Consider the following 19,280-nt stretch of genomic DNA (forward strand, 5'->3'; position numbering starts at 1 on the left):
CAATAGCAAAATAAACTACAGACATCTCTATCCTAGTCTATAAATTTAAGACAAATAGAACCAGATTGAACCATATCTCGATTACAAATCGTTTACCCTTCCTTTACCCTTTGGTTACTCTTGGGGTAACCAAAGGGTAAAGGAAGGGTAAAGGAAGGGTAAAGGAAGGGTAAAGAAGAGTATGTTGAAACTAGTTCAATTTATACTTTTTGACACTGTCCATAAAAATGTGTGACACTTTTCAGGACTATCAAAAAAAGGGTGTAAGTTCTATTAGTATCTCCTTATCAATATCAGAACAAACATTATTCACTATCAATGCTCCTCTTGCCATAAAATAGAGGCTCCACAATAAGAGACATCCAAATATCCCCAATGAATTACAAAATCAGCACGCTTTTAATCATCTACAGAGTAAATTCAACGAAATCTAAATTTTTTTGAACAATTCCTTAAGTTAAAGAACTAAAATTAAATTTCAATATATTAACAATAGTGTAAATTTGTGTTTGAATATTATAATAGGGAAGCGTAGGAATGAAGTAGATGTTTATAATTATTCAAACAGAGAATCTTTAACTATTTTGCCTCGCTTGAATAGGTTATTCATCAAGCTACTCTAAAGACACTTCCTTTTAAACTTTTTACACTATATCATAGAATATGAAGAATTTCTTGTGGCTGATACTATGCCTTTCGAGTTTATCTATCCAAGCAAAAGAGTGGACAGAGATAACGAGTAAACCTATTATGGACATTTCATCTATGGCTTTTTTGGATGATGAATTAATAGGAATTGTAAATAGAACAAGCATTGTAAAAATAGATTACGACAAAGGAACTACAATCCCATTTATCCCAACGGGGTCTTTTAGTAAAGATCCTATTTTAACAGATGTATATGTTGCGAAAGATCACACAATATATTGTGTGGATCAAAACAATAAAGAGATAGTCATCTTTGAACAAGATGGAGCTAAAAGAGCTACAACTCCTATAGCAATCAACAAACCCATATGTTGTTATTTTTCCTCAAAGAATAAACTATGGATTGGTGGTGAAGGAATTGCTTGTTATGAGAATGGAGTACTACAATCATCATCGACTCAACTAATGGGCAAGACGAATGATCTGCCAACGGTAAAAGATTTTCAAGAGATCGAAGGGAACCTCTTTTTTGTGGACCGACGCCGGGGAGTATTTCAATTAGATAAGATTGAGAATGGAGAGGTCTACTACACTAAAGCATTTTTAAATGATGGCACATATTCCAAATCAAATCAATGTGCAGTAATGGGCTCACAACTTTTGGTGGTTTCACAGAACAGTAAAACTTCAACTCCTGGGTTATATTGTTTTCCATATATGCTTACGAAACCTTCTCTTGTAGCAAAAATGGGAGTGACTGGTAAAGATGCTTTAGGAGTGGCAACAAAAGATGAATTTGCATGGGTATCCACTACTAATTCCATTCAAAAGCTAGAATATCAAGATGAAACAGCACCTGTCATTGTATTAGATGGCTTTGAGATCACAGGTACAACCTCCGCAAAAATCAAATATCATTGTAATGAAAATGTTTCCATCACTTTAGAGTTTCTTCAAGATGGTACAGAGATCGAAAAGAAGGTTGTTGACTACAAAGTATCTGAAGGGATTAAAGAAGTAATTTTTGATCGTTTTGTACCTCAACAGATGAGTTCTGTTACATTAACCGCAGTAGATAAAGAGGGTAATACTTCAAGTAAAGTAACATCTACTACCATTAAGCAAGAGATAAAACTTTCTCTTAATGTACTATCAAGAATAGAAAAAGACTTTATTCCATTCGTCTTAAAGACCGATATGGGTGGGTCTTTTTACTATGTTATTAGCGATGACCATAACGTATCCAACACCTATACTACGGCAGATCAAATTCTTAATGATCCTTCTACAACTCAAATAAAAAGTATTACTCCTGGAGATAATACTCTCCGCTTGCATATCCCTTCTTCAACACCAAAACGTCTTTATTATATCGTAACCAACGGTTTAGGAGATCAAGTGATGGGAGACTCAAAGATCATTATGCCATATCAAGAGATGGATAAAATTCAACAAAGAGTTTTATATTCACTAACAGGGCATGGAAGTGACCTTTCAGAGAAGTGGTTACAAAAACATATTGGTTACCTCGTCGATAGAGCAGATAAAGCATCGGTGGATGCAAAAAATTATGTGATCTCTTCTGCCAATACCGCGTTGTATCTGAAACTAGACAAAACAACCCAGAAAGATGATACAGATAGAGAACATCTTCGTACTTTATTAACAAAAGTACTATTTCCTCTATCTATGGTCTATCAAATAGAATCTCCCAATAACCCATATTATCACAAGCCAGAGACAAAAGAACAGATCGTACATCTTTTTGACTATATCTACTCTAGAGGTTTTAACAACACCTGTTATAAAGAATTTCAAGGGGGAGGAATCTATCTTACACTATCTAGCTATTTCTATTCCGCATTCTTGATGAGAGATGATCTTATCATTGCAGGGAGCTGGCCAAATGTATTGAAAACATGTCGATGGTGGACAGAGTGGTCTTTGATGGATAATTTCGATGTCGAAAGATGGAACAAAGAGGATAAGAATAGAACACGAAACTCCGATTATACACGTACCTTTTATAGAAATAAGATGCTTACACTGCTAATGAGTGGGGCACATAAAAGCTATCGTAACGAAGAGATGATCAAACTGTCGAGAGTGATTAACGAAGCATGTCAGTTTTCACCAGGATGGGGCGGAATGATCAAAAGAGACTATACAGGATTTCATCATCATGGATTCTGGGGTAATGCGTATAATGCAGGGGGAGTAATGATGGCTTCCGACATGGCCTTTTTCCTATCAGGAACACCTTATGCTTTGAAATCCTCTGCACTTGAAAATCTAGGAAATTATTGGCTAGCACAAATTTTCTACTCCAATAGATATGATATTCCATATGGGGTAGCAGGTCGTTTTCCAAACAATCGATCTACTCTAATGACCAATGAACTCTCTATTCTTTCGCTATGCAAGGCACTACCGAATGGTAAGATGAAGCAGCAATTAGAGGGACACTTTATGACTCTATGGAATAGCACCGATGCAGTGAAAGACCAGAAAGCTCGTGATGTCCAATGTTCTATCAATTTTACTGGATCTTATGGACACTGGGCAGATGCAAACACATTTGTAAATAGCAATACTGTATCTCCTATTACGTATACTGAAGGAAACAGAACGTTCCCATATGCTGCATTCCAAGTACATCGCTTTAAAGATAAGATGATCTCAGTAAAAGGTTTCAATAAATATGTTTGGGACTTTGAGAATAATGGAGAACAGAACTTTTTTGGTTACAACCAATCGAATGGTGCACTAGAGATCATAGGAACACAAGACATTGAAATTGGAGCGCCATCTGCCAAAGCTTCGGGATGGAGTATTGATGGATATGATTGGGCACATATCCCTGGGGTTACAGCATATAATATTCCTATTCCAGATTTGAAATATAAACGTAGCTATGACCAATATGCGAAGTTCTGTTTTGACTATTTTGCTGGTGGTGTTTCCTTAATGAATCAGTATGGAATGTATGGATATCGATTCAAAGACTTACGCACACTTAAGAGCGGAAAAATCTCATTGAGAGCGATGAAATCATATACATTCTTTGGGAACTATGTTGTTTGCTTGGGTTCAAATATTCAATCTACATTAGATACTTATCCTGTTCACACCACTATTTTTCAGAATCATATTAATATTGCTACAGATAAAACCATCTTTAATGGAGTTGCACAAACTGGAATTCTAAATAGTTTTAAAGGGACAAATTCTGCAACCACAATTACAGATTCGAAAGGTATCTCATATTATTTCCCTTCAGGTTCTGCTTTAGAGCTTTCAAGAGAAGAACAAACGTCAAGAGATGATCGAGATCGAAAAGATACCAAAGGTACATTCGAAAAGCTTATATGGGATCATGGGCAGAGTCCTAAGTCGAACCAATATAGCTATATAATTTCTTTGGATGGAGAAAAACTAATCCAGGATATTGCGACAGCTCCCAATGATTACGTTAAAGTAATCCAACAGAACGGCTCGGCCCACATTCTCTATTCAAAACAAATGAATCTATATGGATATAGCTTCTTTGAGGCAACGAATGTTGCATCACCTGAAGGGGTTATTGAGAGTATTGACTCGGATGCAATGGTAATGGTTCATCAAAAAAACAACCAAATAAACCTCTCTCTTTCTCATCTTGATTTAGGACTACTTCCAAAAGATAAGCACTATAATATGGTGTGGGATGTAGACGACAATAACAGATGGAACGAATCGGAAGAACAACAAGTTTCATTGGTATTACGTGGAGAGTGGGACATCAAACAAAATAGTCATGAAAGAGCAGTAGTATCGATCTTTGATCCTGTAACAAAGACCACTACACTTCTCTTTAAAACAATATATGGTGCATCAAAGGAAATATCTCTAGAACAAAAGGTATCAACTCTCTCCTCTTTGGATCTTCAGGCAAAAGATATTCAAGTCTATCCAAATCCTTTCAAGAATCTTATCAAAGTCTCCTTAGGGAACAACAAGGCTGTGATGAATTTAAATATAAGAGACATCAGAGGGAATATAATACTCTCTAGAAAAAATTGCAAACAACAAGAAGACATCATTTTAGACAGCTTTCCTAATGGAATTTATTTCCTGGAAATATCTGATATATATTCAAATAGACAATATGCAACGAAACTTATAAAACAGTAGAACGAATGTAAAATATTGTAACTAAAAAAAGAGTCCCTTACAGCATTACCAAAAAGCCCTATTGGGAAAGCAATCAACTATACCCTAAACCTATGGGATGAACTGTGCCAATATACAGAAGATGGAAGCTACATTATCGACAATAATAATGTGGAGAATAAAGTACGTCCAGTAGCGATTGGACGTAAAAACTATCTCTTTGCTGGATCAGAAAAGGGAGCAAAAAGAGCAGCAATGTTTTATACCCTATCTTCAATCTGCAAAATGGCAGACGTTGAACCTCATGCATGGTATACAGATATCTTAAATCGTATATCCGACACCAAGCCATCGAAATACGATGACTTACTTCCTCAAAACTGGAAAGTATCTTCATAATAAAAAAGATCAATCTTCATATACGTGAATAGCCGAACGGATACATGCATAAAATCATTCGTGGATTCAAGCGACAAAGGCACAAATCTTTATGCTGTTTTTCCAACTGACATTTTCATGTTATGGTTACAATTAGATATTATAAAGGACAATTACAATCAGACATAGAATGCACCTACGCACTATTAGGGTTCTTTCTATTTATTTTATTAATTTTACAATACTTACATTTATGATCAACATTAAAACAATATTTAGCCCCCTCCATAAGCGAAACTAATTTTATTTGATCTTGTGGATTTGATAGATATTATACCCTTCTTATTTAAAAATTTCGACCATTGGAAAATAGCTATATATTCAACATTACAGAGATCCCAAACAAGCATGGGCAATCTCTAAAACTAGAGTTTTATGGAGGAGATATCACATCGCGATATTCAGATGTGTTATTGGTGTCTGCATTTCAAGGCGATTTCTATCCAAAGAAACGAACGGTTCTAGGGCGAATAAATGAACGTTTTGGCATTGCTTACCCTGATGGACTTCCCAAAGAGGCCCTAAAGTTAGAAAAAGGAATCTATGATTTAGCGAGTCCTCAAACAGAGATATACAAACGTTTATGGGCCATAGAGATGACCCAATTTGAAAAAGGAGAAGAGAGCAAAAACGATTTCTATACCTCCATGAAACGGCTCGAAAAACTGATTGAAGTGATAGAGTACCTTGAGTTAGAATCTATCTCACTCCCACTACTGGGTTCAGGAGCCCAAAACCTCTCTCTTGATGAAACTGCCATAGGCATTATGGGAGTGGTACGCAAATGGGCAATGCGTTGTAATTCATTAAAGACTGTCCGTGTATTCGCCTACGATCTCAAAGCAGCCTCCAGATTAAATCATATTATCGATGCATTCTTTGGGGAGGATACAGAGCCTACTAGTAGCACCTCTTTAGAGTTGCTACGAACATGTAGACAAGAGCTCATAGAGAAGATCGATTCCCTCAACGAACATTTGATTCCCCATCTAGAGGAGATCAACAACCTACTTAAATCTCCATCTCCTTCGGTGAAGAGTATTGCAGTGGCGGGAAGGGTGTTAGCAGAGAAGAGCACAGAGTGCCTTATCAATGTTTGGCATCCAGAAATAGATACTTCGAAGATGACACTACACGAACGCATCGGAACCATACAACCCAAGATACTCAAAGACTCGGGTTGGATGCTCTCCTATTTTAGACTACTACAGACTAGTGGAAATTCGGGAGCACATAACACAAACCATATTATCACTGCCATCGATGCCGTTGCAATTATCCTTGCGTCTCTAAGAGTGGCAGAGTATACAACAACACATATTAATCGTTATTTATTAAGAAGATGATAAAATTAGACCAAGCGATAACCATTTTAGAGAATGGATTCAAAAAACTAGAAAATTCACAAGGACCTCTGCAGTTAGAAGATATTGAACCAGAAGTAATCAATCAAGCATGCAGGTATATCCTCAACAATTATCCTGTCAAAAGCACCCACAATATACAGAATATTGGAAGTGTTAGACCTCAGAATGTTCACCTTCTACCCATCACCCAAACATTTGTACAAGCTGCCCACATTCTCTATCCTGAGAAGTATGATCTAAAAGAGATGATGAACTATGCTCCTATTTCTATCATAAACAATATTAGTTGGGCAGGAATGGGAGAATTTCTAGAGGATTACTTTGCAAAGAAACACTTTGAGAAAAAATGCAAATCCAATAGTCAATCAGAGATTTTTTACTCTACGAAACACCAGAGATGGGAGGATGGCCTATTAATAACCGAAAGTCAAGTAAATAGGAATGTCAATTTACGTTTCTCCGAGAACAGAGAAGAGCTACTAGTGAGTGTTGAACCAACGTTGTCAGCCAAACGAGCCTTCTTGGTATCATCTCAAGATAAAACTTTCTGCTATCAAGGAGAAGATCCTGATTTCTATTTCCGTATGGAGCTCAATCATTTTGATGAGATCCAACTTTTTGAACTCTTTAGAGTAGACCGTAACTTGAAAATCATCTATTTTGAATAGCTTATAATGAACGAAAAGCAGAACACCCAATTTATTAGAAACAACGAATTTGTTCTCACTCAAATAGAGGAGGTACAAAATTTAATTAAAGAGGCTATTGCTTCAGAAAGTTATCGCTCTTTAGATTCAATCAAGGAGATATATAACACACTATTTTTGTCAGAAGACATTCGAGAACATGTCACATATAAATTAAGTACGGTTGGCAATTCGTCCATGGCACTTGGTCGAATAGATATGAATGCCGCCAATGCTCGGCACCATATCACCCTAAAATTAAACCCAAGTCTATATGAGATAAACCAGCAATACAACAATCTCTATGAGGATCTCGTACATCTTTTTAAATATCTCTTCTCTGCATTAGAAAACCTAACGGTATATCAAAACGATCGAAAGATACTGAAATACCAAAAGCTACTACATGGAGCGAGTGAATATCTACATGATCTTATCGTGAACCATACACAGGTAAATGACAACCAAAAGAGATGGAACAAGGTTCTACAAGAGCGAGAGGCATGGGAATTATCAAAACTCAAAGAGGGGAAGATAGAGAGACAAGATGCCTCGGATCTATATGAGATACTTCAAAGCAATGGGATTGAGAAACTATATCACTTCACTGAGCGAGAGAATGTGAAGAGCATTATGGATCATGGAGGCCTCTATGCAAGAGAATTGCTTCATCGAAATAATATTAACATAAAAAATCCAGGTGGCGACACCCTCTCTTATGAGTTAGATAAGATGAAGAGTTCTGAACACTATGTCAGACTCTCTTTCTGCAAAAGACATCCGATGTTAGAGGAGATGATAAAAAAAGGAAGGATTCAGGACCCTGTCATTCTAGAGATAGACGTCAGTGTATTGAAGCGAATAGGCTCTAAGATTTGCGATCAAAATGCCTCCAGACGAGATGCAGTGATACGATATGAACTCGAGACTTTTCGTTCGCTTCGATACGATCTATTTCAGAAAACATATTCTGGTCTATCCTACGAAGAGAAAGATGCCTACCAAGCGGAAGTACTTATATGGGAAAAAGTTCCAATCAACTATATCTCCAATTTGAACCATATAGGATAAAAGGTGGAAACAATGAACTAGAGCTAGTTGTGATAATAGGGCTCGCTAGCCCCAGTATTCAGAAATAGTAGTTCTCAATAAACGATGAAGGAATAAAGTGCAATTAATAAGCATCTATTCCTTCATCGTGAACACTTCAACCACTCCATTTTGAATGAATGCTCATCAACCTAAGCGTAGAGATAAGGGATCAATCGAATCAACTATATTCATCCGCTATAGCATCATGGATCATATCCCACACATAGAGCGCTGTCTGCTTTTGTCTAAAATCGAACCACTGTTGTCGATAACCAGAACCATCTATAATCGATTTAAAATGAGCAAAAGGCCTTTTACGACTTAGAGCTTCGACCAAATCAGCTTGTAACGAGATATTCTCTACCTCCTTCACAAAGTTCGCCATCATATGAAATGATTCTTCCGACTCCATAGGTTCCATCGTGATACAGCTTTGCCAAGCAACATGTTTCAACCCATCGGAAACAATACTTTCGCCCACAACTGCCTCTAATTCTTCAAAATCATAAAGAAAATCTTTAGGCACCTCCTCGATCTCCAAGGTTTCAGGATTCAAAAAACAGATGAAATCAGCAGTCAAGCTTTCAGCGATACTACCTACAAGTTCTTGTAATTTCACAGAGGCTTGCTCCAAAACAATTTCATGTCGCATCTCTTCAATATAAATAGATGATATTCTATTTTGTACACTATTATCTTTCTCTGCCATCTTACGATAGTTTTAATATTTCAAATGATTAGATCATCAGCACGTTGATTAATTATCTATTTCCAATTCAATTTCCCAAACTCTTCTCTCATTGCGGGGCGGTTTTTGTATTGAACCAATAAAGAGCTTCTTAAAGTTGTAGCAGCGTTCAAACCTCCTTTCAGTTTGGCCATATTTTTAAAATAATGCACCAAAGTCACATAGACACCTCTTCCTGTATTTCTTGCAGCATTCTCAATAGCCATTGTATAATACTTCAATAATTGAGTAGAATAGTTCTCTTTTAACTGGTCTGTATAATAGATGACTACATCAATACTATTTGAAGAACGTACTAGTTCAAATAGATCATTTATCAACTGCTCTTCAATGTACACCCAAGCCAAATTATGAATAGGAGTACTTCTATAATAACCGTTTTTATTATTTTTCAAATCGTCTATGAGCAGATCTCTTTTCTTTTCCCAATCTTTCGTATCGCTAGTCTGTTTAAAGATATAAAAATACTTATTCTCAGAAGTATTTTCAAGAAACAGTTCTCTAGCCAAATTATGGTACTTTAATGTTTGTTTTTGTTGCTTATAGAGCTCTAGGAGTTGATCTTTCCATCGATGGACAACCCCACTAGAGTTTTCTTTTTGTGCTATCTTAATCCCATCTAGTATCAGCTTTTCAACTTTTTTCAGATTGTTTGCCTTCAAGGCAGCATCCACCCTTATCTGTCTAAAATTCTCAAGATGTAAATAAGAATCTATGATATTTTCTACTTCGACCTGACGATCTTCAGACTCCAACATCTTTACCTTTTGCTCCAGATATCTTCTTAAAGAGTGCTTTGAACTCCAGTCATTTTCTTTACTCAATGTAGAAATATTCGCATCAATAAACTTATAAGCCAAATCCAATTGTCCTAAAAAGGCAGCAGTATTAAAAAACAATGACTCTAGACTATCTCCGACACCAAAATCTATGTAATCAGAATTTTGAACCTGTTCATGAAGCCAATCGAAAATCCGTTTTCTCAATTCACGAGAAGGCGTATTTTTATAGAGTATATTCTCCATGACCTCAAATGATTCACAAATAGCTCCTCCACAATCTCCAGAGGAATCATCCATATATTGAATCGCACTTATTCCCTCCATTGCAATCGCAGCCGAGATACAAAAAGCTTCGTTAAGATTGCCTTTTAAGTAATACTCATCCGCCTTTATCTGGAACTGACTCACATCATTCATTGCTTTGTGACCACTACGATAGTCAATAAATCCCCCATCTTCATAGTTCTCAAAGATTCCATTAATTTGACTCTCGTAATAGGATATGTTGTCCGCGTTATCTACAGAAACAGGCTCTGAAAAAGTGAGCTTAATTTGATGCCTAAAGTCATGATTATTCTCCCCATAGTCAAGCATAAAATCCCTCAGATCTTTGAGTTTCGCATCTTTTATCAACTGTTCCCAGCTCACTTCTTTAAGTTCTATATTGTCTGATGGAATATTCATTGTTTTTCTCTCATTGATTGCAAGAGCAACCGCGGCGACATGTTTACATATAGCACCATCATAGGGACAATCACAATAGTAATCAGCAGATTGGCTATCGTAATCAGGTTTAATTTCCACTTTATAGGTACCATTATTCCCCTCCACATCAGCATACCAAGTCCCATCTTGTCCTTGATTAAGCTCCAAGATATTTCCGCTATGATAATACCCCTCTCCTCTTTTTAATATTACAGGAGGGATTATATTGATTAAATCTTGTATCGTCATTTTATATTTATGTTTACTCTTTTTCTATTTCTACTTTGCAAAATAGGAAGAAATACAATCCAACTCAGACTTTTGCAAAATTCTCCTCTCTTTATTCACTGTGCCTTCATTTGAAGGCTAATATCAACGAAACCAAATCCCATTGATATTTTACTTTATATAAAAAAAGTTTACACTTACTTTCTATGAAAAAACAAGTTTCATATTCTCAAAAAAACACATCTTTATCATGATTTCTATCTATTCGTTATAGATTTCAACGTAAGTTATATGTTTCAAGCCTGAATCACAACATTGCAAACACTAAACTAGAGAAAAATCGTTTAGAGAAATGGGGTAAACCCATAGGGTCAAACATGTATAATTGCTAAATCTCGTAAAAATAATCAGCACATTGAATTACCACACAAAAACAGCCCAGACTCTTTATTCAAGAGTTTGGGCTGTCCTAATATTTTATTTTAAAGGACGTATTACGAATTCAAGTAATTGAGATAACGTCTAATATTCATTAAGAAGATGGTATCAAAACAGATAAGAATAAAGCTTAAGACGGTGATAAAAATACCAATATGGGCAGACCATCCTATGGCAATCACAATCCCCGCAATAAATGCGAGCAACTCAATCCATAAAAGAACCCGCATTCCTATCTTGGTCTTCTTAAAATGAATCGCCAACGCTTTCTTATCCTCCTGCTTTGCTTTCCTAAGACCTAGAATCACACCGATGATGAGTCCTAATGTAAATACTAGCACTACGGCAATAGCAATGTTTAAAGATACCATAGGCATGAAAACAGCCTGACGATAGCCCATTGCAAAAACAATCACACAAAACAGCATCATAAAGAGACTTTTCAACTCTTTCTTTCGATAGGTTATGGTATTGTATCGAATGATAGACTCTATATCAGAAGATTCGTGTAGTTTAGATGGCGCAGAAATATTGTCCCATATATACTGTGCAAGAACATGTGGATTCATCGGACATAAATTGGTCCATTTTTGAGTGAGTCCTGAAACAAATTTAAGTAGAGGAATAGAGATCAGCTCATTCCATCTTATCGGACGTCGTTTCCAATCTTCATAAAGAGATGGACGATAGATATGTAGACGCTCAAAACCAATTTTCGTCACCTCTTCTTCCATATGGCCTTTGGTACGAAGATAAACTCCTCGTGTCTTAGGGTTCGCATTTACAGAAGAGAGGATATGAAACTCAGGTATATTTTGCTGTTTTGCCCAAGTAGCGATCTTCATCACTAGATCGAAATCTACTGCGATAAATGCCTCTTCTGATCCTGCATCCTTCATGGTTGTTCCAATGCAAACGACCACTGCATCCGCATCCATTTCTATACGATCTATATCCCTTAACTCTTTTCGACCCATTAGTGTAAGTTGGGTAGAGGGAGGGGTGAGTGATTGAAATATCTTTCCTACACGCCCTGTTGCTCCAAATAAAACGACTCTCTTCATATAAATAATTAATGGGTCAACACTCTAGCAAATGCCATGGTCATTCTTTTGGTCACGACCTGTTGGCCTTTATTTGATTTACCATAATATAGTTCTCCTAATTTAGCCATATTGCTAAAAAGAACCTGCGTTTTTCCATCTTTATCTTCATAAACTAACATTTTCTGACAAAAAGCATCCAATCCAATCTGTGGAGCATCATGCATAGCCATTGCTCCGGGCTTAGGTGCTCCAAAAAACAGTAGAAGGGTTGGACGGATAGATAGTCCATAATTCAATGCTTCCTTTTGAAAATCGATAAATGTAAAGATGCGTGTATCGCTATTTTGAAGAATATTTAATACTTTAAAGATTCGCCCTAAAGACTCAATGTAATTGTACTTGCTATGTATACGAATTACACCATAATCCTCTGTTAATTTTATCAAATCAGGACGAACAAGCAGGTCTTTAGGCAATGTCGAGATCACTCCTTCAATTACCTCTTTGTAGTCAGCCAAACTTTCGATATCCATACCATGTCTTTTTGCTACGAACTCAGCGGAAGTATAAGTTAAAGAGGGACGATCAGCATTTGGTTCCGAATAGGCCAATATCTTAAATGGCATATCCAATGCAATCTCTTGATTTATCGTTACCAGTTGAGAGATTATTGGAGAGTCATCACTAAAAATGGACACGATAGCAGGAGGGGTCTTCGCTTTTGCCTTCATTGCCATTCGATGATGATCTAACTGTACAATTTCCCTATATTTAATAGTTTGTCTCTCCACTTGCATATGAAGATTGTCTACCTGGGCTTCTATACTAAGCCTAGAGGTGTTCTTGTCAACAGGAGTTTGACAAGAAGGGATCATCATACAAAGAACGTTGAATATAAAACAATGAAAAACGTTTTTCATAACTATCAAAGGGCTAATTAATAAACGGCACAAAAAGATCTTGTTTGGAAACAGAAATAAACAAGATCAGTTCTATCTTAAACATTACAATACTCCTTATCAAACAAAAATCGAAACCACTTGGTTTAAATTTATCGCTACATCAGGTGCAGATACTCATAAAAGTCAGATTTAATTCTCTTATTTCCCTTTTAATTCTTCCACTAACATGGTGTATTTAAAGTAATAAAAACACGTTTCATTCAGACATAATAGCATCACAAGGTGAAAAGTTAAGGCATTCTCCATAAACGAGTTGTTTTCATTCACTGTGTGTCCGAACAAAGGTTCAATTATATAAAGGTTTCCCAGCTACTTTGGTTAACCTTTCTTTGCCCTTCAGTTACTATTTGGGGAACCAAACCCAAACCAATGTGTGAATAATTTGTAATCAAGCAACGAAGTAATCTCGTCATATTTTCTAACGATTTTTAGCCACCGTATACGAAAGGACGAAGAGAAATCCAGTCATTTTAGACCGAATCATTAAACCTTAGACTCTAGATTAGTAGAAATTAAATGAAACGGTATCTGAGAAAAGGCTGAAGAGTGGTTTTCCTCCATAAAAACATCGTAATTCTATTAAGAGAGAACAGAGCATTGTATAAATGGCTATTGGAAATTAAAAACACATCACTATATCCATTGTAAATCGTGATGACAAGAACATCGAACAATTGTTAAAGACATATTAAAATAGGACACAAAACTCTTTTGTATTTTCTACTTTCATTTTTATTGTCTAACCTTACAGCATGATTTCTTTTAAAACATACCACACTGAGGATAAAAGTTCTGCAATCCGATCTCAAATTGGAGTGCTATTGGTGTTGCTATGTTTTATGGTTTCAATCCTCACCCCTTTGAACCAGAGGTATCACGAAACCACATTCTATTGTAAGAAACGTCAAGCATGGTTTATTGGAGAGAAAGCAAGTCCGAATCAGGACATGCAAAAGACATTGTGTCAAACCTCTTTTTCTATGCCAGGCCTGATAGAATCTACTGTGAAAATTCAAAAGAGCTATCCAACGATAACTGCACCAAAGTATAACCAGCATTCACACGAAGAGCTGGAGGGATATCTAAATCCCCTCTACACACCTCCAAAGTATTTGTAATAGAACATCTGTGTCATTCAATCTGTTTACGAGTAAAAGAGATCGTATAAATGGGATTGTTACACCCAAACTTTTTATTTACAAATACTTTATATCATGAATAATTTAAAATTCAAAAACAATATATATTCTGCAATTCCGGTCATTCTACGAGCAGTGATGGGCTGGATCTACTTCTCTGCTTTTTGGCGAAGAGTGATATTAATGAATAAGCTTGACCCCAACATTGCTGGATATGTAGGCGAGAAATTTAATGCATTTTTGCCAAATGCACTCTTTATCAAACCCATCATTCAATGGTTGGTAGACAATCCTGACATGCTATGGATTAATATGATCGTCTTCACCCTTGTAGAAGCATTGATAGGGCTCTCTTTCTTTCTAGGTCTATTTGTTCGTCCTATGGCATTGGTATCCGTAGGGGTTGCATCAGGAATCTTATTGGGATCTGGATGGCTAGGAACCACTTGTTTGGATGAGTGGCAAATAGGGGTTCTATGTATCATGGCAGGAACGTTACTATTTTTTACGGGGTCAGGCGACTACTCCCTGGATAAAAAGATCGAAAATAGAAAAATCACTTGTTTTGAGAAACCAAAATATCGTTGGCTTATTGTCCAAGATTTAGAAACACTGGTCTCCCCGACCAAATTACGCAAAACAATCCTTGCTAGTGCGATTCTTATTTTTTTAATTATGACAGGTACCAATCAACATTTTCATGGAGGAGTATGGGGACCACTTCATAATCTAAGTAAAAAGCCAAACTATGAAGTGACCGAACTCCAAATGAAGAGTAATAAAGTTCGATTCGATATCATGCGAACCGAAGGAATTGATACCTATGGAAGCTTTCTCTTTAAAGTGTCGCTATTAAATAGCAATGTAGAAAAACAATCATGGAAGGATGAAGTGCTGAGCAATAAGGTTGAAATTACCAATCATCATGTAGCGATGATTAAAAGTGGAGCCCATGGACTAGAACTTCCTTTAGGAGCAAAGGCAACCATCACATTATCCACCAATGCGATAGATGCAGACACCCTTATGATCGAAGATATCTCTGGAAAGAGATGGTTCTTCAAGATTAAGAACTAGTTCTTAAGTAGAGAGAAGAAAAGATAGAGGAACAGGAGATTAAAGCCCCCTGTTCCTCCTTTCACTCTTCCAAGACAAACCTCCAATTTTTCACATCAAAGGAATTTCTGAAGACTTGATTCTATTCGAAACATGAATCGTTTCTCGGAATATCATATCCTTCCTAAAAAGGGCTAAAAGATCCCTAAAAGACGATTAATCTTTCCTCCTGCCACACAATCATCATCCGCGTTCTCTATCAAAGTTCGCACAGAAAGACGATGATTTTCGAAATAAGAGTCATACAACTGCTCTTTGTTCCTAGCAGTGTTTGGAATCACCTCTAAGTCTGTCATACTTCTTAAGCGGATCTCCATCGTTTGGTTGTCAAAATAGTTAAAGGAGTTTCCGGAACGAAAAGTATAGTAGTCTGTAAAGATATGGCGGTCGTGGTTGTCCGATGTTTTACATAAAACGATATTTAAATTATAGCAATCTTTATCGATACTCTTTTGAATCTCTCTATCGATTCTTTTCTTCAAAACAGATATTTCAGTCGGTTCAATAGAGTCCCTCCCTTTGGTATATATCTTACTCGTTACAATGGTTATATGAAGCTTTTCATGACACTCCTTCTGCCCTCTCAAATAAGCCTCTAAAATAGAGATGAGATTCGAGATATTATAGTGCGCACAGATATAGTTATCTACAAGCACAAAAGAAGAGGAAGGGTGACCTAGCTCTTTTAAACTTTGCCACGAATAAAAATCATTATCCAAAGGATCTTTGGGATTAATACAGATTGTTCTGCCTTCCGTATACGGTTGCCAACGCTGTAATATTTCGTCCATCTCAATCTTTGGAATCGAATCGAAACTTTCATTAAAAGAGAACTTCAAACGCTCTTCCCGATCATATAGAGACACCTTATTTTGAACCAACTCGGCTTTTCCATTTCCTGTAGCCACTGCATTAAACAGCGTTTGTAGAATGAGATTATGAAATCCATTAGAATCTTTCTGTGTCTTGGCATACTCTAAGAAACGATCCGCTTCATTATCGATAAGCAACACATTCTCATCTCTTTGAATAAAATTGATAAGATGTAACAGTTGTTGCATCTCTGCCTGTTGTATAAATGGGTCTAGACTGTTTTTAAGTACCAACAGTTGATCAAAAAGTTGGTCTGTACAATAAGTTGCAGCATTTCTCATCTTAAACCATTTTATTTATTCACCTCACCCGTTAGCAGCCCCATCATCAAATTCGATGACTCATCAAAGAAACCTTGTCCAAATTGATTATCTAAAGTCCCTTTGGGGGTAATATTAATTCGCTCTATATGTTTTTTTCCTTCAGGGATATTGTTTGGAGGATATAAATAATATATCACACTTTCATCGCTTGATATTGCTCCCTTTGCTGTTAAGAATTGCATTTTGCGAATTAGATATTCGGAGTGGGTCTCTACGACAAATTGGACATCAAATCGTTTCACAGCATCCACCAACATATCTGCCAAAAGCGATTGTAATTTAGGGTGTAGATTACACTCAGGCTCTTCTAAAAGAAATAGTTTCTGATACTCTCCTTTTGTTTGCTTTATCGGGATGGTTTCGATCTCTTCCTTAAGGATATTAAATTTATTTTGCTGAATCTCAGATTTACCACAACGAAATTGTATACATTGGGTCTCGGCATTTGAATCTAACCTAGGCAAAGACGGTAAGTTTTTACATTCCACTCGATAAACTACAATTGCTCCCTTTTCGACGGAATAAAATGCTCTACGTATACTCTTTGGATTATACAAATCGTTTACGCCAGGAAGATCCAAAAAGGATCCTTTCTCTTTCTCTTTCTGTTTTGCTTTGGACTCTTCCCAAGCTTTTCTATCTTCTTTATCAAGCGAATTGTTCATTTCTCTCAGTTGATCTGCAATACGGCTTTCACAGTTGGTAGCAATCTTCAATAGAATTGCAATCAATTGAGAGTAACCAAATCCAGTATCTGCAATATTGGTTTCTGTTCCATCAAAATTGATTACCCAAACACGATGCATATACCCTTCTATCTGCTCAATACGAAGTCCTAACCCGATGCCAAGCGTTCGAATCCAATAGTCTATAAAGTTATTGGCGTCCTTAGAGTGTACAATATATTTTCGCAATTGGTTCTCACTCTTTTCTCGGATATTCTCATCCGTTTCTATGCGATTGACTTTACCCCAAAGTTTGCGATATAAAGCATCAGATTCCGTTTTATCAATCCCAACCGCATCCATAAATTTTTGGAGTGTATTATTCTTCTCTTGTAATATCTCCTCTGAAGTTTTAGTTCTTGTCTTATTTGCACTCCAATCTTCTCCACGAATCATAACTTCAGGTGTTGCATTCTCTACAACTTCTCTAATATTGTCAAAGAAATAACTTGAATGACCTGAGTCCTGTTGATTATAGTATGCCAATAGATCTTCATTAAAATCAGTTCCCTCACTCTCTAAGTGATACAATCTTCTGGTATTAGAACGTTGCACATTACACAATAGCAATGAAGGCATACCCACATACTGAAGTAAGCTATTTTCAGCTTCATAATAGTTATTGGCACACTCCACAAGAGAATCATTATAGATATCATGAATTGGCATCTCTCCAAAGTACTTGGCTATCTCTTCATGAGGATCATTCTCTTTGGTAAACGTTAGGGACGAAAAAAAGGTATCTTTAAAGCTACAAAGAAAAGGAACGTCTTTCAGATACTCAGGTACATGTGAAGTAGGAGTATTTTCAGAGACTTTTTTATGATAGAATGCATGAAATATTCGTTGAAGAAATGTATCACACTCATCATAAGAGAATTGGTCTCTATCTTCCAAGGCAATATGTAAAAACACCAAATTCTTTTCAATACCATGTTCGATACAATACCTCTCCCATACTTGATAGAAGCTATTTTTATATCGATAAGTATAACATGGAGTATCATAGGTTGAAAAAGTTCCCCAATCGGATTTATTCTCAAAATATTTTCTATCAAAACCAAAGGAGTAGATACAAGCCTCAGGCACTTCCTCGTCAGAAGTTAACTTCTTAAAAGGATCTAGTGCGATCTCCTCCTTTAAAAATTGGAGACCTACCAGTTTATTAAATGCATTGAAATATAACTTGACATATAGATTGGCATCCTCCATTCCAAACATCGGCAAGGTAATCCCCTTATAGTGCAACGTAAAAGCAACCTCATTTTCACTTCCTTTAGAGTGGATTGCCTCCATGGAACCTAGATGATGTTTTTTCCCATTGAAATTTAACGAATGAAGTCCGTCATTTTGAAAACTATCCTCTAGAAGCATCAGTGCCTTTAAAAGGGAGCTCTTTCCACAACTATTTACCCCTGTAAGAATCGTAATAGGATTAAAGTCGACACTCGTATTCTCTCTGAAATTACGAAAATTCTCCATACTAATCCCCGATAGCATCTCTCTCATGTCATTTATTTAAGTTATTGTTATATTTAATTGCAGCCTCTATAAAAATATAAATATTTAGGTCTTAATAAGATTTTAATCTGGGATATTTTATAAAAAAACAAAGTAAAAAAGCAGAAATAAAAGACAGAAAGGATCTTAAATCCTCCAAATTGTTGAGCTCCTCCATTTATTAATAGGTCTAATCCTGAACTGGGATAAACCATGTAGATGAACTGTCAACCTATATGTAGATTTACAAGGAGAATCGCATTAGGTCTAACTGCAACAGTATTATCTCTTCAAACACATGATACTCCTTTT

13 protein-coding genes are annotated in these 19,280 nt (G+C 36.3%); 7 read left to right on the top strand and 6 right to left on the bottom strand.

The window, feature by feature from the left end; translation table 11 throughout:
• Positions 1-663 precede the first annotated feature (663 nt).
• The 5 genes from K4L44_07950 to K4L44_07970 all read left to right on the top strand — a co-directional run bounded on the left by K4L44_07950 (position 664) and on the right by K4L44_07970 (position 8,362).
• Positions 664-4,821, top strand: a complete 4,158-nt coding sequence (locus K4L44_07950) for a T9SS type A sorting domain-containing protein (protein QZE15755.1) — start codon at positions 664-666, stop codon at positions 4,819-4,821.
• A 60-nt stretch (positions 4,822-4,881) separates the two neighbouring features.
• Positions 4,882-5,199, top strand: coding sequence for a transposase (locus tag K4L44_07955; protein ID QZE15975.1), 318 nt, complete (start codon positions 4,882-4,884; stop codon positions 5,197-5,199).
• Positions 5,200-5,540: 341 nt separating this feature from the next.
• On the top strand, positions 5,541-6,584 hold the full coding sequence (locus K4L44_07960) for a hypothetical protein (protein QZE15756.1): 1,044 nt from the start codon (positions 5,541-5,543) through the stop codon (positions 6,582-6,584).
• Positions 6,581-7,273, top strand: a complete 693-nt coding sequence (locus K4L44_07965) for a hypothetical protein (GenBank protein ID QZE15757.1) — start codon at positions 6,581-6,583, stop codon at positions 7,271-7,273. Before K4L44_07960 ends, K4L44_07965 begins: the two co-directional genes overlap by 4 nt.
• A 6-nt stretch (positions 7,274-7,279) precedes the next feature.
• Entirely contained in the window at positions 7,280-8,362 is a 1,083-nt protein-coding gene (locus K4L44_07970) for a DUF4433 domain-containing protein (GenBank protein ID QZE15758.1), read from the top strand.
• A 199-nt stretch (positions 8,363-8,561) separates the two neighbouring features.
• On the opposite strand, the gene K4L44_07975 is transcribed toward K4L44_07970, so the two are convergent.
• The 4 genes from K4L44_07975 to K4L44_07990 all read right to left on the bottom strand — a co-directional run bounded on the left by K4L44_07975 (position 8,562) and on the right by K4L44_07990 (position 13,250).
• Entirely contained in the window at positions 8,562-9,092 is a 531-nt protein-coding gene (locus K4L44_07975) for a hypothetical protein (GenBank protein QZE15759.1), read from the bottom strand.
• Between the two features lie 56 nt (positions 9,093-9,148).
• A complete protein-coding gene (locus K4L44_07980) occupies positions 9,149-10,867 on the bottom strand; it encodes an SWIM zinc finger family protein (protein QZE15760.1) in 1,719 nt (572 codons plus the stop codon).
• A gap of 473 nt (positions 10,868-11,340) precedes the next feature.
• Positions 11,341-12,348: a hypothetical protein gene (locus K4L44_07985; GenBank protein ID QZE15761.1), complete on the bottom strand. Its 1,008-nt coding sequence runs from the start codon at positions 12,346-12,348 to the stop codon at positions 11,341-11,343.
• An 8-nt stretch (positions 12,349-12,356) separates the two neighbouring features.
• Entirely contained in the window at positions 12,357-13,250 is an 894-nt protein-coding gene (locus K4L44_07990; GenBank protein QZE15762.1) for a DUF302 domain-containing protein, read from the bottom strand.
• Positions 13,251-14,044: 794 nt separating this feature from the next.
• Between K4L44_07990 and K4L44_07995 the strand changes: the two genes are divergently transcribed.
• A complete protein-coding gene (locus tag K4L44_07995) occupies positions 14,045-14,410 on the top strand; it encodes a hypothetical protein (GenBank protein QZE15763.1) in 366 nt (121 codons plus the stop codon).
• Positions 14,411-14,506: 96 nt separating this feature from the next.
• Positions 14,507-15,508, top strand: a complete 1,002-nt coding sequence (locus tag K4L44_08000) for a quinol oxidase (GenBank protein ID QZE15764.1) — start codon at positions 14,507-14,509, stop codon at positions 15,506-15,508.
• Positions 15,509-15,681: 173 nt separating this feature from the next.
• Here the strand turns inward: K4L44_08000 and K4L44_08005 are convergent, their stop codons facing one another.
• Positions 15,682-16,701 carry a hypothetical protein gene (locus tag K4L44_08005; GenBank protein QZE15765.1) on the bottom strand — a complete coding sequence of 340 codons (1,020 nt, stop codon included), beginning with the start codon at positions 16,699-16,701 and terminating at the stop codon, positions 15,682-15,684.
• An 11-nt stretch (positions 16,702-16,712) separates the two neighbouring features.
• Positions 16,713-18,977: an AAA family ATPase gene (locus K4L44_08010; protein QZE15766.1), complete on the bottom strand. Its 2,265-nt coding sequence runs from the start codon at positions 18,975-18,977 to the stop codon at positions 16,713-16,715.
• Between the last annotated feature and the right edge of the window lie 303 nt (positions 18,978-19,280).

It is taken from the genome of Prolixibacteraceae bacterium (genome assembly GCA_019720755.1).
Classification (GTDB): Bacteria; Bacteroidota; Bacteroidia; order Bacteroidales; family Prolixibacteraceae; genus Halosquirtibacter; species Halosquirtibacter laminarini.